The following is a 16,765-nucleotide window of genomic DNA, read 5'->3' as shown; positions in this document are numbered from 1 at the left end:
TCTGTTGCTGCTGGGGTGACGTCAGCCGGAGAACCAAACTCTGCTGGGCGGTGCGCTCCGGGTGCTATTCGAGACCGCTCATGAGATGGTCGACGTCAAAGCTAGGGCCAGCCTTCGCAGGTTCTCGCCATAGTCCTTCCGCATCCAGATCTCGCTGTTCAGATACCCTGTCCAAGAAACTAGCTGCACGTTCGTAGCCCGGATAGAACTTCTCTGGGTCACTCGTCATTGACGCGTAAGAAACCATGCTCTCAAGATCCATTGAGTAATTTCCCCCATCGTATGGACCTTCGATGTCCTGCCAAGAGGCAAGTTCGTCTCTGACCATGTACTCCATAGCTTCTTCAATTAGGGACTCCAGGTGCCGGCTGTCAGACGTCGATAGCCGCCCAACGTGGGAAAGAGCCGACCTGGCATCGTCCCACGAGAACGCGCTTTCTGTTACGACATCAATTAGCTGCTGAAGCAAGCTCTGATACAGACCGTGCTCCTCCGGTAACTCCTCTAGCTTTTCGAGCAACGACACGGCCGGTCCAAAGGAGTCCAGGGTAAGGAGGTCCATGCTGCTGCCGCTGTCTTCAACCAAGCTAGCTGTAAGTTCCGATGCAATCTTTGCCTGGACTTGCGTGGAAACCACGCTCCAAAGCTGCACTAATCTTCGGAACCTTTCGGCCCCATCAATTACCGCAGACTCTGCAAGAGGATCGCCCTGCTCAACCAAGCGGTGATAGGCGTCGAACACCTTCGGTTGAAGAAACTCCTTCCATGGAGACTTGGCCACTTCAGCTGCACCAAAGTCTGCGCGGTAGCTAAATAGGCGGTGAATGCCCTCGACGTGGCGGAACGAGGGCGTCCTAACTAGTAACTCGGCCAGCACCCGTGGTCTTTCTCGCAATCGGCTTGCCATGAAGTCGTCGATGGATGGGTTGGCACTCGAAATCGTGGGAGAGCCGGCAGATCCTCCTACGGCGAGAAAGTCACCCTCCAAAACGCCCAAGTACCTCTCGAACCTGTCTTCCGAAGTGGATACATGCCCGGTGTCCAGCGCATCTGTCCAGATGTCTCTCAGCTGCGATAGACGCAGCCGGGCACCAATACTGGCGAAAACGTCAAGAATTCCTCTGGGCTCCTCAGCGAGCTGTCGAGTTATGGCATGTTCCCACAACTCCCCAGGGTTATCGAGATTCCTGAGCATGATTTGAGGGGCCGAAAGTTTTGCGTTGTCCTCGTGCTCACGCGAATAGCGTTCCAGACTAAGGCTCACGAGCCGGGGACTGTAATTCTTGTGCTCTAGGACGGGCCAGTAGACATCATGCTCAGCAAAGAGGGACTTCTCACTGGGCGTCAACTTACTTGCCCAGACGTGGTTGTAGAGAATTAGCGATCGAGACCGCAGGTCTAGATCCTGTACTTCTAGAAGACACTCAGCAAACTTCAGCGTCGGGCTGGACAGTCGATCGTAGGTGTCGCGGGCTTGACCTAAAATGTAGCCCCGCGTAGTCATTATGAAGTACTTGTCGCCTGCAGCATAAACTCTCTCCGCGAAAGCGGGTATATCGTCGTCCTCGTTTCGTTCAACCTGGTCACCTCGGGCCGACCGTCCTAGGAAGTCGTCGAAAACGAAAACCTGTTTCTTGTCCTCTTGCCACAATCTCAGTGCTTCGGAGATTCTGCCCGTGACTTGGATGGCCTCATAGCCGAGAGCCATCAGCTCAGCACAGAGGATACGTGCGAGCGTTGTTTTTCCGATGCCCGGCGGACCTGAGATTAGACAAACACGCTGCTTCTTAAGGATTTCCTGGGCCCTTGATAACGCTGGAGTATCAACGAATATGCTGAGTTCATCACGAATTTTGCGTATCAGATCTGCAGACCGCAGGGCAACGTCTTGATTCAGCGCCGCTTGCAGCACACTGCTGTTCGACAGCCAAAGGCGGAGATGTGATCTCACTGCATCTGGGTGCGTATCCAGGAAGTACTCGATTTGCTGCCTGCCATAGATGTCACTCTCTTGAGTAACAAAAGGAGCCATATCGGCTTTGAGCGAAGCCTTGTTTCCTTGCGTCAGCCCGGCGGACGTGAAGATAACGTACCGCTGCGGCTTTAATTCAAGCATCTTCGGGAGTTCCACGTTCTTAAACTGTGTCCGAAGGGTACCGATTTTAGCTGCAGGTGTGTGCTTGCACTGAACGATGAGTTGGCCGGCATCGCCACCCCATGCGTGGCGTAAATCAATACCTTTATCCCGGCCAGCTTTGTAGATCTCGAGATCGACTCCTAGAGTCTCGTCAAGCACAGTCTTTGCAAGTGACTCAAAATCGAAGGCTGTAAGCGCCTCAAGGTTATGGGACATTCCTACCTAAATGGTCACCTGCTCGACTTTGCTAGCGCTGGCCGAGGTCAAATTAGTACTGCCATTTTTACACATTGAGCCATGGGTGCTTAATTGCGGAGAGCCGCAATAACAGTTTTGAGATCGTCACAGACGAACCGTGCATCGATGTGCTTCGCAACTGAGACCGCGTCTGTTTTGAAGGCCGTCAGCACGGCTTTCCCACGCGCCTCGAGATATGTGCTTGCGGCGTTTGATCTTGTGAATTCTCCATTGATGAAGATCCCTTGATCCTCTTGGAGACTCCGGATCACCTGGTCTTCTGACAAACCAGTGGAACCGGCAATGGCAGAAGGAAGTAGGAGATAGTTCTCGATGTGGCGCCTCCGCCACTTAAGGGCCCTGAAGCCCGCCACCGATGTTGAGTCCTTATCCTCAAGGTTAGGACCGACAGTAGCGACCTCCCCTTCGTCGCGGTCTCGGAGACTTATGGCTTCGATGCCGGGGACGTCCTCGGTGAGCGCCTGCCAGAGCATCTTTCTCTCGCGCTGTCCGTGGGTGGTCCTCCAAGGAACCCACTCTGAACTGAGCGGTGTACCTAGCGTGTCCGCAATGGTTTTTAGGACGCTTAGGTCACTAGTCCCCTCATGGAAGAAGACCTTTTTAGTCTGCCTTATGCGGTCAATGTGGGGCGCGTAGTCAGATCCAATTCCCTCCAGCATTCCCACCTTTTGGAAGTCTCCGCTGAGGTATCGAGGTGACCTCCCAGGACGGAACTCCATTACTCTTTCAGCGGCGGCGCTTCGCAAAATCTCACTCGAGTGAGTCGCGATAAAGATTTGCTTTTGGGAACCCGCAACAATAAGTCCCAAGCGCCTCACGAGCTCCTTCTGCAGTTTCGGGTGAAGATGGGCATCCGGTTCGTCCAATAGAAGAACATCGACGTCCTCATTAGTTGCAAGGGCGAAGACACTCAGCCATTGGAGGAAACCGCTTCCTTCCACCATAAGGTCGCGCTTAGTGAAGTTGGGATACGCAGTCAGAATGTGTCCACTCACCGTGCCCTTCGTCACGAAGACCTGGATGTACGAGTGGTACTCCTCCCGGAACTCCCCCACTGTTAGTTCCGCACCAAAGACCTCTCTCAAAGACTGCTGCAGGATCTCCCAAGGGTCCGACCGTCGAAGCTCCTCCAAATCCCTTGACTTGATGCGTGGTTTCCGCACGCTGCCCTTAAGAGCTGCCGCGGTTAGGAGTTCCGCTCGCTTCCGAACGTTCGCTTGGTACATGTCGAGCAAGAGATTTCTCAAGACGGCCCCTGCGAGGCCTTCCCCGATCCGGCGCCTCCTCACAGCCCCATTGATTCGCCCTTCTCGCGAGGTGATACCCGCGAACGGTGGGAGGTAGGCCATTCGAGGGGTACGATCCAATGCCGATAGATTCGAGGCTTCAATGCGCACGAACAAACGATCGTTCGCCAGAGATAACCCGAAAGTCAGATGCTTCCGGCCGAGCCCGGTAATCCACTGACAACCGATCTTGAGTGTGTATCCGTCCTGCCCAACCTCTTTTTGCTGCGGCTTTAAGTTCGTCCACATGTGCTTGAGGGTAGGGATGTTGATCGGTGAAAACTCGTCGTCACCCAGTCCAAATCCTTGGAACCCAACCCGTTCCCTAGTCAGACCCTCCGGCCCCTTCTCCATTAGGGTTGCAAGACGACAGAACTCCCACACTGCCAAAGCCTGTAAGACCGATGACTTCCCTGAATTGTTTCCTCCAGCCATGAGGGTTATCCCCGGGGACATATCGACTTGAACTTCTTTGAATTGCTTGAACTTCTGGAGAGTTACACTCTCGATAGGCAGCAGGAGTGTTTCCCGGTTTAGGTCCACTTCTTCCATCTCTGCGAAGAGTGCGTCAAGGTCAAATTCCGGTTCAACGACGGTATAGCTGATGGAGGCACCCGCTTCGGAGCCGGAATCAGCCGGGAAGTCTCTCTCCTCGCTCCCCAGATCAGACTCCAATTGCCCCATAGTCGAGCTACACCTTTCTAACTGCTAGTACCGCAAGCTTGGACTCACATCTTATGCAGACACCGAGGCGTGCGAAGCTCCGTGAGGGCAGAATTTCTGTCCCTGGCTTCGAACCTCTGTGGCCTCAGGTATTCAAGTTCTCGGAACTCCTGTTTGAGAGCATTAACACGTCTATGGTGGCGCCAAGGACCTGCCCAGAGCCAATCAGACTGCGCCAAGCCTTTCTCCACTGTTGCGCACTCATCGTTTCGCGATGTGCCGCTGGAATCCGAAACTCTCGGTTCACGTCCCACCACAGCGGAACAAGTCTTTCGAGTTCGGGCTGGTTTAGTCCAGCACTGTGAAGATGTTCTCCGATGGCTTTCGAAAGCTTGTTACCTTTTCCTACGAGCCCGTGTTGAACTCCGTCAATCAGGGCTCCAAGCATAATGTGCCGACCATCGTTTGCATTCGAGTCTCGTTCCAGCACTGGACTTGCTAGAGCGTCATACATCACAACTTCTAAAGCGGCACAAAGCCCGACCACTGCAGACGAGTAGTCTGCAGTGTGACTAAGCGTGAAGCCAACATGTTCGGATGTGGCAAGCATGTTCTGCGTCGACGAGGTCAATGCCGCCCACCGTCGCTCTCCCAGCGCCATCTCCACACGAGCCCTCGACGCTTCGAGTCCAGGACCGAGTGTAACTTCGACGCACTTCAGCTCTTCGAGCCTGGATAAAATTACAGCTTCAGGGCGCCCCTCCTGTTCGGCCCGCCCATGCTCGCGGTTCCTTTGTTGTGGAGTGACATAACCAATTTGTTCGAGGATGCACTCTACGAGGGGTCGCAAAACCTGCTTACCAGCTTGCGGACGCAACGGATCCAGCGGAATGGCGAAAAGCTTCCCATTGTCATGGGTTTCATACGTATCTAGGGACAAGTCCTCTTTGACCGGCTCGTAATACGTCACTGCGCCAAGGGCTTGAGCCGAAAGCTGGTAATTCTCGAAGTAGCCCAAGATCTTGTATAGCTCTTCCGTGGGAACCGTTTGTCGCTGCCGTAGCTTCGGGTCGACGATGACAAGCCGCACGTCACCTACCGCGCTCGTGGCCTTGACCACAAGATCCGGGATGCCGCCGAGATCCTTTCTGCCCCCAGTCGTGCGCTTCCAGCGAGGCTGACGTTCGCCATTAGTGATGGTCGGGACTGACCGTTGGTACACCAGCTCGAGCAAGCCCCCGGGCCTTTCCCAGCGGTAAAGTACCCCATTGCTCCGCCAGCCGGCGCAGAGGTCGGGTTCTGCCAACAGCAGCGCGTCGCTTATGGTCTGGGCAAGCAGGCTGGCACACCAGAGTTCGAAGAGCCGAGTGTCAAAGGCTGGCCCGTAGTGAAGCCACTCTTTGGCACCCTCCTCGGAGAGAGTTCCCTCAGCGAATCGAGTCGTCCAATCCACAAGTTGTCTATAAGCCTCTGGGAACGCCACTTCACCGCGTCGGAGCCTAGTCCTAACCATGCGGGCTAGGCGTTGGCTATCTGGGCCGGTACGGAAATGGGACACCGACTTCAGGCAGGAGGTAAAGAGCGGAAGAACTAGGAAACGCTTCAAGGCCTTCGTGAGCCGGGTCAATTCACGTTTCTCGGGGCTATCTAAGGGGACATTGGTGAGCCGTGCCGTATCCCGAATCTCTTGAAGGAGCCAGATCACAGCGTGTGTTGCAAGTTGATTTTCAGGTGTGACTCGGCCGCGTTCTATGTTCAGGACGGGGAAGATCGCCGTCTCCGTCAAGACTCCTCTGGACAATGAATACTCAGTGACATCTAACTGCCCAACAACGGCCCCGACGCTCTGTGACTTTGTCAGCTCATACCGAAAGTTGGGCCTCGCTACCACTGCCTTTAGGATGCTTTCAAGTTCTCTGCCCATAGCAAGCGCCACGCGGAGTCGAAGGCCCACGATTGCCGCGTCAAGGGCTGAGTGTTTATCGGTAGAGGCGAAAGCTGCAATTGGCGCCAGCTGAGTTTGTCCTGAAACGAAGTAGGAAGCTACCAATGGCAAGGCAATGCGAGCAGCTGCGGCCCTAGCTTCTCGGGAAAAGTAGCCCTCGGGAAGACCAACTAGCTGCGCACCGTCTTCCTCCATCACCGCTGCCAGCCTGGATCGCCAGCCACTCAGGCCGACCCAAGAAGCAACAGATCCGCTAGAGCCGAGGCAGAGAGGGGGAGCTTGAGCTGCCCCATGAGTTCATTGAGCTGCTGTCCCTGGCCTATGTAGACATTAGACATCTGAGGGACAACGCCATCCGCTACAGCTAGATCGAGAGCACCTGCTGCATCCTTGCCGCCCCCTACCACTGCCAGAAGCATCATTCTCATTACATCTACGACTTGCGCTGTTCCTAGAGGGAGCCCCGGCCCGTCCTCTGTACTCGTCCTCAAAGTGTCTACCAGTTGCTGCAACGTCTCCATCGCCGGCTGTACTTTGGCCAGTGTATCTTCCGAATTTTCCATGGACACTGTCTTTCCATAAGTGCGAGACAGCCAATCGTAAGCGTTTCTAAAAGCCGCAAGAAGTTCCGTCGAGACGGGCAACTCCGTCGTGCCGCGGAGGCCTACAACGCCCACGGTGACAAAGCGGAAGCGCCTTTTTAGCCCTTGCGAAAGTGAATTGACGTAGGACGTGTCCAAATCGTTCATCGCCGCGATAATACGGAAACGAGCCGGAACCCAAAGCTGTTGGCTGCGGGGATCCTCCTCAAACCACAGATCTATAGGTGAACGATCGAGATGACCTGAGTCGATGGAGGACAAGACCGTGTAAAGCGAACCGATGGCCTTATCTATGTCCGCCCTATTGAACTCATCAATGAACAACCAAGTTGCTTGCTTTCGCGAGGAGTCACTGGGAACTTGGGCTTCTTCAGGAGCAGCAACTTCGTTGCTCTTGACCTCAGCTCGAACTACGTCCGCGCACCTAAGTATTGCCTCTGTCATCTTTCCATAGACAGGCATCAACCCGCCGTCCGCGTTTGGGCGGAACCCGCCGATAACGTGAAATGGTGACCAATCACTAGTTGCTGTGGACTCGAACAATTCGACATTGAAGGCCTCACCCAGAGCCCTCGCCAGGGTCGTCTTGCCGGTGCCGGGAGGCCCCTGAAGCACTAGATGTCCCCCAAGTAAAGCGATAACACATCGTCGAACCAAGTTCTCCGCGTCCGGGAGCAAGACGTGACGTGCATTGAGTATGTCCAATGCCCTCTTGCTTATCCCCTCCACATCAGCATCTCGCAGCGGCTCCACTACCGAGTTTCGCGTCCAGAGAAAGTCATCCATAGAGCCCTCGTCTTCCAGCTCTTCGACAACAGCTGCGCTTAGACCTCCACGTTTATGACGGCGGGCGTCTTCCACATCGATCTGTAACGCGTCAATTATTTCGTCGGCAGAAGGTTTTTCATTGGAAAACGGTTGTACATTTTGGAGCTCGGCTGGAACCTCGCTCGAGTAGAGAAGGTCAAGGTCGGTGCCCTTTGTAGGGAATTCTTCTTCAAACCAGGACGTGAGATCTTGCATTGTCGCCCCGGGAGCAAATTCGTGATCCCTGCTGAGCCAAGCGGCGAGAGCCGCTTTAGGTACGGTCCTAACGTTGATGGCCAACAGGGCGCTGCCGGCATCGGCCTTCAAAGCGAACTTCTCCCGTTTTTTCTTCGATGCGCTACTGTCATCGACGAAGGCTGCCCTGGCCTCTGAGTCTCGCGTCCTCTGTCGCTGAAGAGTTGACCCAGCGTAATCCGCGCGGACCAACTGGGGCGGTACTTTCTCATTCCACACTCCGACAAATGGCCGGGGACCCTCTGTTACACGAAAACATTTGAGTAGAGCATTCTCCTGCCCACTGCCAAATGGGCGAAGCTCCGTAGGAGCTGAGCGATCGATCGATGCCTGACGCAACAGCGCCGGAATGCTGATCAGGGTTAGCGGATGGCATCCGCGAAGTTCAGCGGCAGACAGTTGTAGGAGTTCCAGGCTCACGTATGGCACGTGGACAGGCTATCAATCTATTCAACCTTGATTACAAAGCAGCAGCAATCCCCGCTGCGAACGCAGGATTAAGCTCAATCCCGATGGCATCTCGACCCTCGTCCAAGGCTACGTCCATGGTGGTTCCTCCACCTACAAAGGGATCCAACACTACGCCCCCCTCAGGGCAACCGGCCGAGATTGCCCTTCGTACAAGGTCGCGCGGGTAAGGAGCATAGTGCGTCCCTCTTGCCAGGGACTTGCGTTCCGGCTCGATAAACCAAACATCCTCCTCGCCCGCAAGGCCTTCCCTGTTGAAGAAGTAACGCGGACTCTTGCTTAGGAGAAAGATGTGCTCAAACTTCCTCCAAGGGCGGTCCTTGGCGGTGGGTTCGGGTATAGCGGAATTACGAACCCAGATGATGTCGCTCCGCAGGGTCCATCCGGCCTCCTGCAAGCCGAGCACGGTACGCCACGGCATGCCGATCAATGACTTTCGTGGTAATCCGAGCCCCGGTCCGTCAACGGCCCGCAGTTGCGACATTCGCCGGCTTTTATGCTTCTTGTCTTCACCGTGCGGCCGCCCCTTGGCGCTGTAGTACGTGTCGCCTAAGTTCAGAAACACTGTGCCACTGGCCTTGAGCGCGGGTTTCAAAGCCTCGAAAGTTTGGACTATGTTATCGACGAACCCATCGATAGAGGGCTCCATGCCGAACTGGCCATCGACGTCATAGTCGCGCTGCCAGAAGTACGGGGGCGACGTGACGACACAATCGACGGACTCAGGGGCCAGTTCCGGCAACACCGCATGACAGTCACCGTTGTATAGGGTCCACCTCTGCAGGCCGCGGTGGCCGGTAGCAAACGGTGCTAGCTCCGATTGTTCGGGTACAGCCTGTGCCATGTAAGTCCTCATAGAAGTTCTAACGACAGCTAATGCGTCGCTGTGTCTGGTCTCAGTGTAAGACATCTCCGACGGTTTGTCTGATCACAACGCTCTAACTCCCGAGATACCTTTGTCAGATGGAAGACGTTCAGTTCCTCGCTGGAGCAGCCGAAGTCGGGGAGGTGCTCGGCGTAAATTCGAATACTGTCAACACCTGGAAAGTCAGGTCCGTAGGATTCCCCAAGCCCGTCGTTTTACTGCGAGGTGGCGCCCTCTGGGACATACGAGATGTCGTAGCCTGGGCGGACTCCTCCGGCCGCCCAGTTCTCAATCGTAACTACAGGGCGCGCCGACCCGTCTGACATTCCGACTTCTTATAGTTCCGCATTACGCGCGCCCCCTTCCCGCCGGGTCATGCAAGAAACCTAACAGCAGGCACTGACAATGCTTCGAGGGAACCGGCCCCAAGCTTCGGAAAGCCCGTCCAAGCGTGCACAAACTACAACTTGTCTATCCAAGTGTCTTCTTCGCGATCATCCCAAGCGCTGCCGCCTGCTGGACGTCCTGCCGCCCGCACACGCTGATCGATACGTTGTAGTATCCGTCGTACCTCGTCCGCACGCACGTCCCGCACTGATGCAACTTCGCGAAAAACGCACGACTCGATAATCGACTTCCGTTCAGCCTGGTCCATCACCCCCGCATGGGAGAACGCGTCGCGGATCTGCGCCACCTGGTAATCGCGAATGGGGAAGTCTTTGCTCTCTGTCACCGGAGCATCAGCACTAGTGTCGTCCCCAAAATCAAACAACTGCTCGCTCATCCTGCCAGCCAACTCCTCATCTCAGGTTCCAAAAATTTCAGCTCACATATGTAGGCGGAGGGTTGCGCGCCGAGCAAGCGGAAGCATCCCCTGCAACCTCACCCATCACGTCGTCCTCCAGCGCTTGTCCGCAGCCGCCAGGCTGCTTCAACTGCCGCTCGTCTACCAAGGCGATACCAGAGGTTCGCTTCAGAAGGAACCTGAACCTGTCCGACTCAGGACGAATTTTGCATGCCTGTGCTGGACGAAAAAACCCCGTCGTTCCCTTGTATTGCGGGGAACAACGGGGTTTTAGCTGGTGGCTCCGACCGGCGTCGATCCGGTGACCTTTCGATTTTCAGTCGAACGCTCTACCAACTGAGCTACAGAGCCTAGGTGACTAGTCACCATGACAGCCGGAATTTCTTCCAACAATCAGAGCGACCCTGACGGGACTTGAACCCGCGACCTCCGCCGTGACAGGGCGGCGCGCTAACCAACTGCGCTACAGGGCCTTGCGTTTCTTGCTTTGCAGTATCTCTACCGCTTTTTTCAAGGCTTCCAGCCTACCAGACTTTTTTAGCCTGCTTGACCAGTTCCTTGCGTACCCCCAACGGGATTCGAACCCGTGCCGCCGCCGTGAAAGGGCGGTGTCCTAGGCCGCTAGACGATGGGGGCCAGAACCCGTTCGGAACAAAATAAAAGGCGTCAAGCTGGGCTTTCCGTCTTTGTCCTCTGCGTTTCTCCGAACTGGACTCTAAAACTATAGGGGCTAACCGGGAATATTCCAAAATCGGCGAAAAACCGCGCCGTTGGGCCGCAGTCCGGGTAAAGATGGACGGATGGATGCCGTCGCTGCGCTCAACGAGATCGCTTTCTGGCTGGAGCGCGGACGCGCCGCCACGTTCAAGGTCCAGGCCTTCCGTAAGGCGGCGGCCGCCATCGACCCCCTCGGCCCGGACGAAGTGGCCGCCCGCGCCCGGAGCGGCCGGCTGAAGTCCATGAAGGGAATCGGAGATCGGACCTACACGGTGATCCGGCAGGCCGTGGACGGGCAGGTCCCCGACTACCTGGCGGACCTCAGGGAGAAGGGCAGCCAGCCGCTGGCGTCCGGCGGGACGGACATCCAGGCCGCGCTGCGTGGCGACCTGCACAGCCACAGCGAATGGTCCGACGGCGGCTCCCCCATTGAGCTGATGCTGGCCGCCGCTGAGGTGCTGGGCAGGGAATACCTGGCCCTGACCGACCACTCCCCCAACCTCACGATCGCCAACGGGCTGTCAGCCGGGCGCCTGCGGGAGCAGCTGGACGTGGTGGCAGGCATCAACGGCAACGGCGGAAGAACCCGGCTCCTGACCGGCATTGAGGTGGACATCCTGGAATCCGGCGAACTGGACCAGGAGCCGGAGTTGCTGGAGCGCCTGGACGTTGTGGTGGCCAGCGTCCACTCAAAACTCCGGTCAGACCGGAAGACCATGACCACCCGGATGCTGGGCGGCATCCAGGACCCGCAGACCAACGTCCTGGGCCACTGCACCGGCCGGCTGGTGGAAGGCTCACGCGGGACGCGGCCGCCGTCGGAATTCGATGCCAAGGAAGTGTTCGCAGCGTGCGCGGAACACAACGTTGCCGTGGAGATCAATTCCCGCCCCGAGCGGCAGGACCCGCCCGACGCCCTGATCCAGCTGGCACTGGAGGCCGGCTGCCTGTTCTCGATCGACAGCGACGCCCACGCACCGGGGCAACTGGATTTCCTGCAGTACGGTGCCGAACGGGCAGCCCGCAACGACGTGCCGCCCGATCGGATCATCACCACCTGGCCAGTGGACAAGCTCCTTGCCTGGGCTGGCGGGACATAGCGCCACCTCCCGCCCGGGGCAGTGTCAGCGCGGTGCAGCGCTACTTGACGGCATCTGCCAGCTTCTGGCGGAAGTCCGCCTTGGTGGACAGCGTCAGCCTCCCGCCGTTGAGGAAGAACGTGGGCGTGCCGCTGACCCCGAGGGCATTGCCGTCTGCGATGTCGGCCAGGATGCGATCCTCCGTCTTCTGGTCTGCGACGACGGCATCGAACTGCACCAGGTCCAGCCCCAGCTGCTCAGCGTAGGTACGGAAAAGCGGGGCCTGCGACTGCTGGCTGCCGGCCCACGCCGACTGGTTTTCGAACAGCTTGGCGGCCATCTGCTGGTACTGGCCCTGTTGCGCAGCCGCTTCCACCGCCAAGGCCGCCTGGCCGGAATTGGGGTGGGCAGACAGCGGGAAGTACCTGTTGACGAACGTAATCCTGTCCCCGAACTCCGCCTTGAGCTCCTCCACGAAAGGATGGACTGCGCCGCAGGACGGGCACTCGAAGTCCAGGAACTCCACCAGCTGGGCTTTCTCTTCGGCGGGTGTGGTGAGCCGGTGGCTGTCAGCCCGGACCAATTGTTCAGCGCCGGCGGCCGGGAGCGCTGCCTGCTGCGGTTTGGTGGCGGTGAAGATGGCGTACCAGGCAACGCCGCCCAGGACAATGACAGCCAGTGCGATCCAGATGATCTTCCTGACAAGGCGCGGGGTATCACGGGCGGGAACCGAAGGAGAGGACATGGTCCGCATCCTAGCCCGGGGGCACCGACGTGGCCGATTTCCGCCAGCCTGGTGCCTGCGCCCGCCGTACATTTGTCTCATGCCTTCCACCAGTCCCGCCCGCCAACCTCTGACTCCGCCCGCAGCAGCAGCTGCACCCGTGAAGGCGCTTGGCGTGGCGGCCATGGTGGTTACCGTGGTGCTGTGGGCCTCCGCCTTCGTCGGCATCCGCGCCATCGGCCCGCACTTCTCCCCCGGCTCGCTGACGCTGGGCAGGCTGGCGGTTGCCGCCGTCGTTCTGGGCGTCCTGGTGGTACCGCAATTGCTCAGGAGCCGGGTGCTGCCCCAGGGGCGCGAATGGCTGCCCATTCTTGCCTACGGCGTGATGTGGTTTGGCGGCTACAACGTTGCCCTGAACGCCGCAGAGCACATCCTGGACGCAGGCACCAGCGCCTTGCTGATCAATGTCAATCCCATCCTGGTGGCCATCATGGCCGGCGTCTTCCTCAAGGAGGGCTTCCCGCGGTGGCTGCTCATCGGCAGCACCGTGGCGTTCGCGGGCGTGGCGTTGATCGCCCTGGGCTCGGGGCAGCCGCGTACCCCGGGGGAAAGTTCGACGACGGACCTGGCAGGCGTGGCGCTTTGCCTCCTCGCGGCGGTACTCGCCGCAGTCAGCGTCATCATCCAGAAGCCGGTAGTGCGGAAGTTCCCTGCGGCGCAGGCCACTTGGTTCGGCATCGTGGTGGGCGCACTGTGCTGCCTGCCGTTCGCCGGGCAACTGGCGTCCGAAGTGCAGGCCGCCCCTCCGCAGGCCACCTGGGCACTGGTGTACCTTGGCGTTTTTCCCACTGCCATCGCCTTCACCACGTGGGCTTACGCGCTGTCACTGGTGGACGCCGGGAAGCTGGCCGCCACCACCTACCTGGTGCCCGGGACCACTGTCCTCATCTCCTGGCTGCTGCTCGGTGAGATCCCCACAGCCTGGGGGCTGGTGGGCGGGCTGGTATGCCTGGTGGGAGTGGGACTGACCCGGCGCAGGACTCGGGCGCCCCGCAACCAGCAGCGGCCTGCGCGTTAGAGTCGGGGTATGCCAGCCAGCCTCCCCCGGGGACTGCCCATCATTCCCGACGGCCCGCACGGGCCGCCGGGGTTCACCATGCCTCCTGACGAGTTCGAGGTGGCAGTCCAGGACGCCCTGGCCAGCATCCCGGAACGGCTGGCCCGTGCCATGGACAACGTGGCGGTCTTCATCGACGACGATTACGTGCCCGCGCCGGGGGAAGATCCGGACACCGTCCTGCTGGGACTGTACGAAGGCGTCCCGCTGACGGAGCGCGATTCATGGTGGGACGCCGGGTCCCTCCCGGACCGGATCACCATCTTCCGCGAACCTATCCTGGCGATCTGCGCCTCCCGGGAGGACGTGATTCACGAAGTGGCCGTCACCGTGGTCCACGAAATCGCCCACCACTTCGGCATTTCGGACGACCGGCTGCACGAGCTGGGCTGGGGCTAGCCTTGTAAGCATGGGACACGACCACAGCCACAGCCACGGAATCACCGCCACCGGGCGGCACCGGAAACGGCTGGTGGCCGTCCTGGGGATCACGCTTGGCGTCGTCCTTATCCAGATCGTGGGGGCGGTGCTCTCCGGTTCGCTCTCCCTGCTCGCAGACGCGGGGCACATGCTCTCCGACGCCGCCGGCGTCACCATCGCGCTGCTTGCCGCCTGGATCGCGGGCCGCCCCGCGAGCGACCAACGGACCTACGGCTACCAGCGCGCAGAGGTACTGGCGGCCCTGGCGAATGCGCTCATCCTGATAGTGATCTCCGTGGTGATCTTCACCGAGGCGGTCCGCCGGTTCGGGGCACCACCGGAGGTGCACACGGACATCATGCTGTTTGCCGCCGTCCTCGGCGCCGTGGCCAACCTCGTGTCGCTGTTGATCCTGCGTACCGCGCAGGACGAGAGTCTGAACATCCGCGGCGCCTACCTGGAGGTGCTGGGTGATCTCCTGGGCTCGGTGGCGGTCATCATTGCCGCGGTGGTCATCATGGTGACCGGCTTCCAGGCAGCAGACACCATCGCGTCCGTCCTTATCGCGCTGATGATCCTGCCCCGGGCCTGGAGCCTGCTGCGCGACGTGGTGGATGTCCTGCTGGAGGCCAGCCCGAAAGGAGTTGAGGTGCAGATAATCCGCGAGCACATCCTTTCGGTGGCCGGCGTGACCGACGTCCACGACATCCACATCTGGACCATCACCTCCGGGGTGCCCGTCTTCTCGGCCCACGTGGTGGTGGAGGACGGCGTGCTCAACGCACGGGGCGCCGACCAGCTGCTGGACAAGCTCATCACCTGCCTGGGCTCCCATTTCGATACCGACCACTGCACCTTCCAGCTGGAGCCTGCCAGCCACTCCGAGCACGAGGAACACCAGCACGCCTGACCCCGACACACCGCGCGGAATTCCATGGAGAATGACATTGTTGTGGTTTATGTTATTGATGTGACTGCTGTTGCTAATGTGCAAGTCGTCACGTAGCCTCGGACTGCTGGCGAGCAGCTGAGGGGCACCACCGTGCCGCATCCAGAACCTCACTCCCAGCCTTACCGTTGCGAGGTCTCTGCAGATGGCTTTACCCGGATCCGGCCGCAGGACGGCTGTGCTGTGCGCCGCCGTCGTACTTTTTGCATCCGTTGCAACGCCTGCGCTCGCCGTACCGGCACCGTCCGCCCCCATGGCACTTCCGGCGTCGCCGGAGATTCCCTCGCCGGACGACATTGCCGCAGCAAAAGCGAGTGAGGCCGCGACGGCGGACCAGGTCAGGGCCATCGAGGGCATCCTGGCGGACGCGTCCGCAGCCCAACAGGCAGCGTTCGCGGTGGCCATGCAGGCCAACAACTCCTACAGCGAGGCGCTGGTGGAGCTGCAGCAGAGGACAGAAGCGGCCACCGTTGCCGCTGCCAAAGCCTCGTCCGCCCATGACCAACAGGACAAAACACGGAAGCAGGTGGGGCAGCTCGCCGGTGACCTGTACCGGAACGGCGGCCTGAACCCCACTCTCGGAACCCTGGCCAGCGGCAGCGAAAGCCTTCAGCAGGCCGCCACGCTCGAGGCACTCTCCGCCAGCCGCAGCCGCGCGTTCGAAGCTGCGGACACCGCGGCAACCGCCTACCGCTCCCTGACCGCAGCGGCGGAGGACGCCACCAAAGCCGCTGATGATGCGGCCAAGACGGCCGAGCAGCGGAAGTCCCAGGCGGAGCGGGCCAACGCCGCGCAGGCCAAGGCTGTTGCCGATGCCAAGGCACAGCGGACCATCCTGGTGGACCAGTTGGCCCAGCTCCGCAACACGACGGTGGCGCTCGAGTCGGCCAGGGTGGACGCCCTTGACCGGCAGCGCGAAGAGGCACGTCTTGCGGCCTTGTCCGCCGCCGCCGACAAGGCAGCGCAGGACAACGCCGCGCAAGGCCGGGCCCCCAGCCAGAACAGTGCAGGGCAGAACAGCGGTGGCCAGGACACAGCGCCTGCAGCACCAGCCCCAGCCCCTGCCGCTCCGGCTCCGGTGCCAGCCCCTGCTGCACCTGCTCCTGCCCCGGCAGCTCCGCCGCCTGCGCCCGCTGCGCCTGCGCCTGCTCCCGTGGCCCCGGCACCCGCACCGGCCCCTGCTCCAGCTCCCGCACCAGCGCCCGCACCGGCTCCCGCACCGGCTCCCGCCCCGGCACCCGCGCCTCCCACCGGCTCAGGCACGTACGAGGCAGCCATCTCCGTTGCCTTAGGCAAGGTGGGCGCGCCGTATTTCTACCAGTGGGGCGGCACGGGCGTTTACGGCTTTGACTGCTCCGGCCTGGTGCAAAATGCCTTCGCTGCGGCCGGCACCTACCTTCCGCGAACCGCTTCGCAGCAGTATGCGGCAGCCCCGGTCCACGTTCCCATCTCCCAGGCGCGCCGTGGCGACCTGCTGGTCTGGGGATCCGCTCCGAACTTCTACCATGTGGCCATCTACCTGGGGAACGGCCAGGTAGTACAGGCCCTGAACCCGCAGGAAGGCATCACCGTTTCCACCATCAGCTCGATGGTGGGCATGGACCTGTACCCGTACGCTGCCCGCTACTGACCAGGAGCCTGGGCGGTGCGGGAACTCAAGGCTCCCGC

Annotated in this window: 12 protein-coding genes and 3 tRNA genes; 5 read left to right on the top strand and 10 right to left on the bottom strand. The window is 59.7% G+C overall.

The features are described 5' to 3' along the window. Window positions 1-64: 64 nt before the first annotated feature. The 9 genes from ACR65J_RS13505 to ACR65J_RS13465 form a co-directional block, all read right to left on the bottom strand. Complete coding sequence (locus tag ACR65J_RS13505; RefSeq protein ID WP_440169748.1) at window positions 65-2,353, bottom strand: nSTAND3 domain-containing NTPase; 2,289 nt, start codon at window positions 2,351-2,353, stop codon at window positions 65-67. Window positions 2,354-2,442: 89 nt separating this feature from the next. Then, window positions 2,443-4,356, bottom strand: coding sequence for an ATP-binding protein (locus ACR65J_RS13500; RefSeq protein WP_440169746.1), 1,914 nt, complete (start codon window positions 4,354-4,356; stop codon window positions 2,443-2,445). A gap of 133 nt (window positions 4,357-4,489) precedes the next feature. Continuing rightward, window positions 4,490-6,487 (bottom strand): hypothetical protein, encoded by a 1,998-nt coding sequence (locus ACR65J_RS13495; protein ID WP_440169743.1) that lies wholly within the window; start codon window positions 6,485-6,487, stop codon window positions 4,490-4,492. Between the two features lie 26 nt (window positions 6,488-6,513). Then, window positions 6,514-8,025, bottom strand: a complete 1,512-nt coding sequence (locus ACR65J_RS13490; protein ID WP_440169741.1) for an AAA family ATPase — start codon at window positions 8,023-8,025, stop codon at window positions 6,514-6,516. 388 nt (window positions 8,026-8,413) lie between these two features. Continuing rightward, window positions 8,414-9,265 (bottom strand): DNA-methyltransferase, encoded by an 852-nt coding sequence (locus tag ACR65J_RS13485; RefSeq protein WP_440169738.1) that lies wholly within the window; start codon window positions 9,263-9,265, stop codon window positions 8,414-8,416. Window positions 9,266-9,746: 481 nt separating this feature from the next. After that, window positions 9,747-10,070: a hypothetical protein gene (locus ACR65J_RS13480; RefSeq protein WP_440169736.1), complete on the bottom strand. Its 324-nt coding sequence runs from the start codon at window positions 10,068-10,070 to the stop codon at window positions 9,747-9,749. A 296-nt stretch (window positions 10,071-10,366) separates the two neighbouring features. Continuing rightward, a tRNA-Phe gene (locus tag ACR65J_RS13475) sits at window positions 10,367-10,442 on the bottom strand. Between the two features lie 48 nt (window positions 10,443-10,490). Continuing rightward, a tRNA-Asp gene (locus ACR65J_RS13470) sits at window positions 10,491-10,564 on the bottom strand. Between the two features lie 90 nt (window positions 10,565-10,654). Beyond that, window positions 10,655-10,727, bottom strand: a tRNA-Glu gene (locus ACR65J_RS13465). Window positions 10,728-10,891: 164 nt separating this feature from the next. Between ACR65J_RS13465 and ACR65J_RS13460 the strand changes: the two genes are divergently transcribed. Further along, on the top strand, window positions 10,892-11,908 hold the full coding sequence (locus ACR65J_RS13460) for a PHP domain-containing protein (protein ID WP_440169734.1): 1,017 nt from the start codon (window positions 10,892-10,894) through the stop codon (window positions 11,906-11,908). A 40-nt stretch (window positions 11,909-11,948) separates the two neighbouring features. Here the strand turns inward: ACR65J_RS13460 and ACR65J_RS13455 are convergent, their stop codons facing one another. Beyond that, complete coding sequence (locus ACR65J_RS13455; protein ID WP_440169730.1) at window positions 11,949-12,632, bottom strand: DsbA family protein; 684 nt, start codon at window positions 12,630-12,632, stop codon at window positions 11,949-11,951. Between the two features lie 79 nt (window positions 12,633-12,711). Between ACR65J_RS13455 and ACR65J_RS13450 the strand changes: the two genes are divergently transcribed. The 4 genes from ACR65J_RS13450 (at window position 12,712) to ACR65J_RS13435 (ending at window position 16,727) form a co-directional block, all read left to right on the top strand. Next, a complete protein-coding gene (locus tag ACR65J_RS13450) occupies window positions 12,712-13,689 on the top strand; it encodes a DMT family transporter (protein ID WP_440169727.1) in 978 nt (325 codons plus the stop codon). A 9-nt stretch (window positions 13,690-13,698) separates the two neighbouring features. Continuing rightward, a complete protein-coding gene (locus ACR65J_RS13445) occupies window positions 13,699-14,127 on the top strand; it encodes a metallopeptidase family protein (RefSeq protein WP_440169725.1) in 429 nt (142 codons plus the stop codon). Between the two features lie 10 nt (window positions 14,128-14,137). Further along, the gene (locus tag ACR65J_RS13440) at window positions 14,138-15,058 is read left to right on the top strand and encodes a cation diffusion facilitator family transporter (RefSeq protein WP_440169723.1); all 921 of its coding nucleotides are present in this window, start codon (window positions 14,138-14,140) and stop codon (window positions 15,056-15,058) included. 184 nt (window positions 15,059-15,242) lie between these two features. Then, window positions 15,243-16,727: a C40 family peptidase gene (locus ACR65J_RS13435; protein ID WP_440169721.1), complete on the top strand. Its 1,485-nt coding sequence runs from the start codon at window positions 15,243-15,245 to the stop codon at window positions 16,725-16,727. Window positions 16,728-16,765 lie beyond the last annotated feature (38 nt).

Source organism: Arthrobacter sp. SAFR-044, from assembly GCF_059414985.1.
The sequence above is the reverse complement of the archived record's forward strand: the minus strand, read 5'-3'. Positions and strand labels throughout refer to the sequence as shown.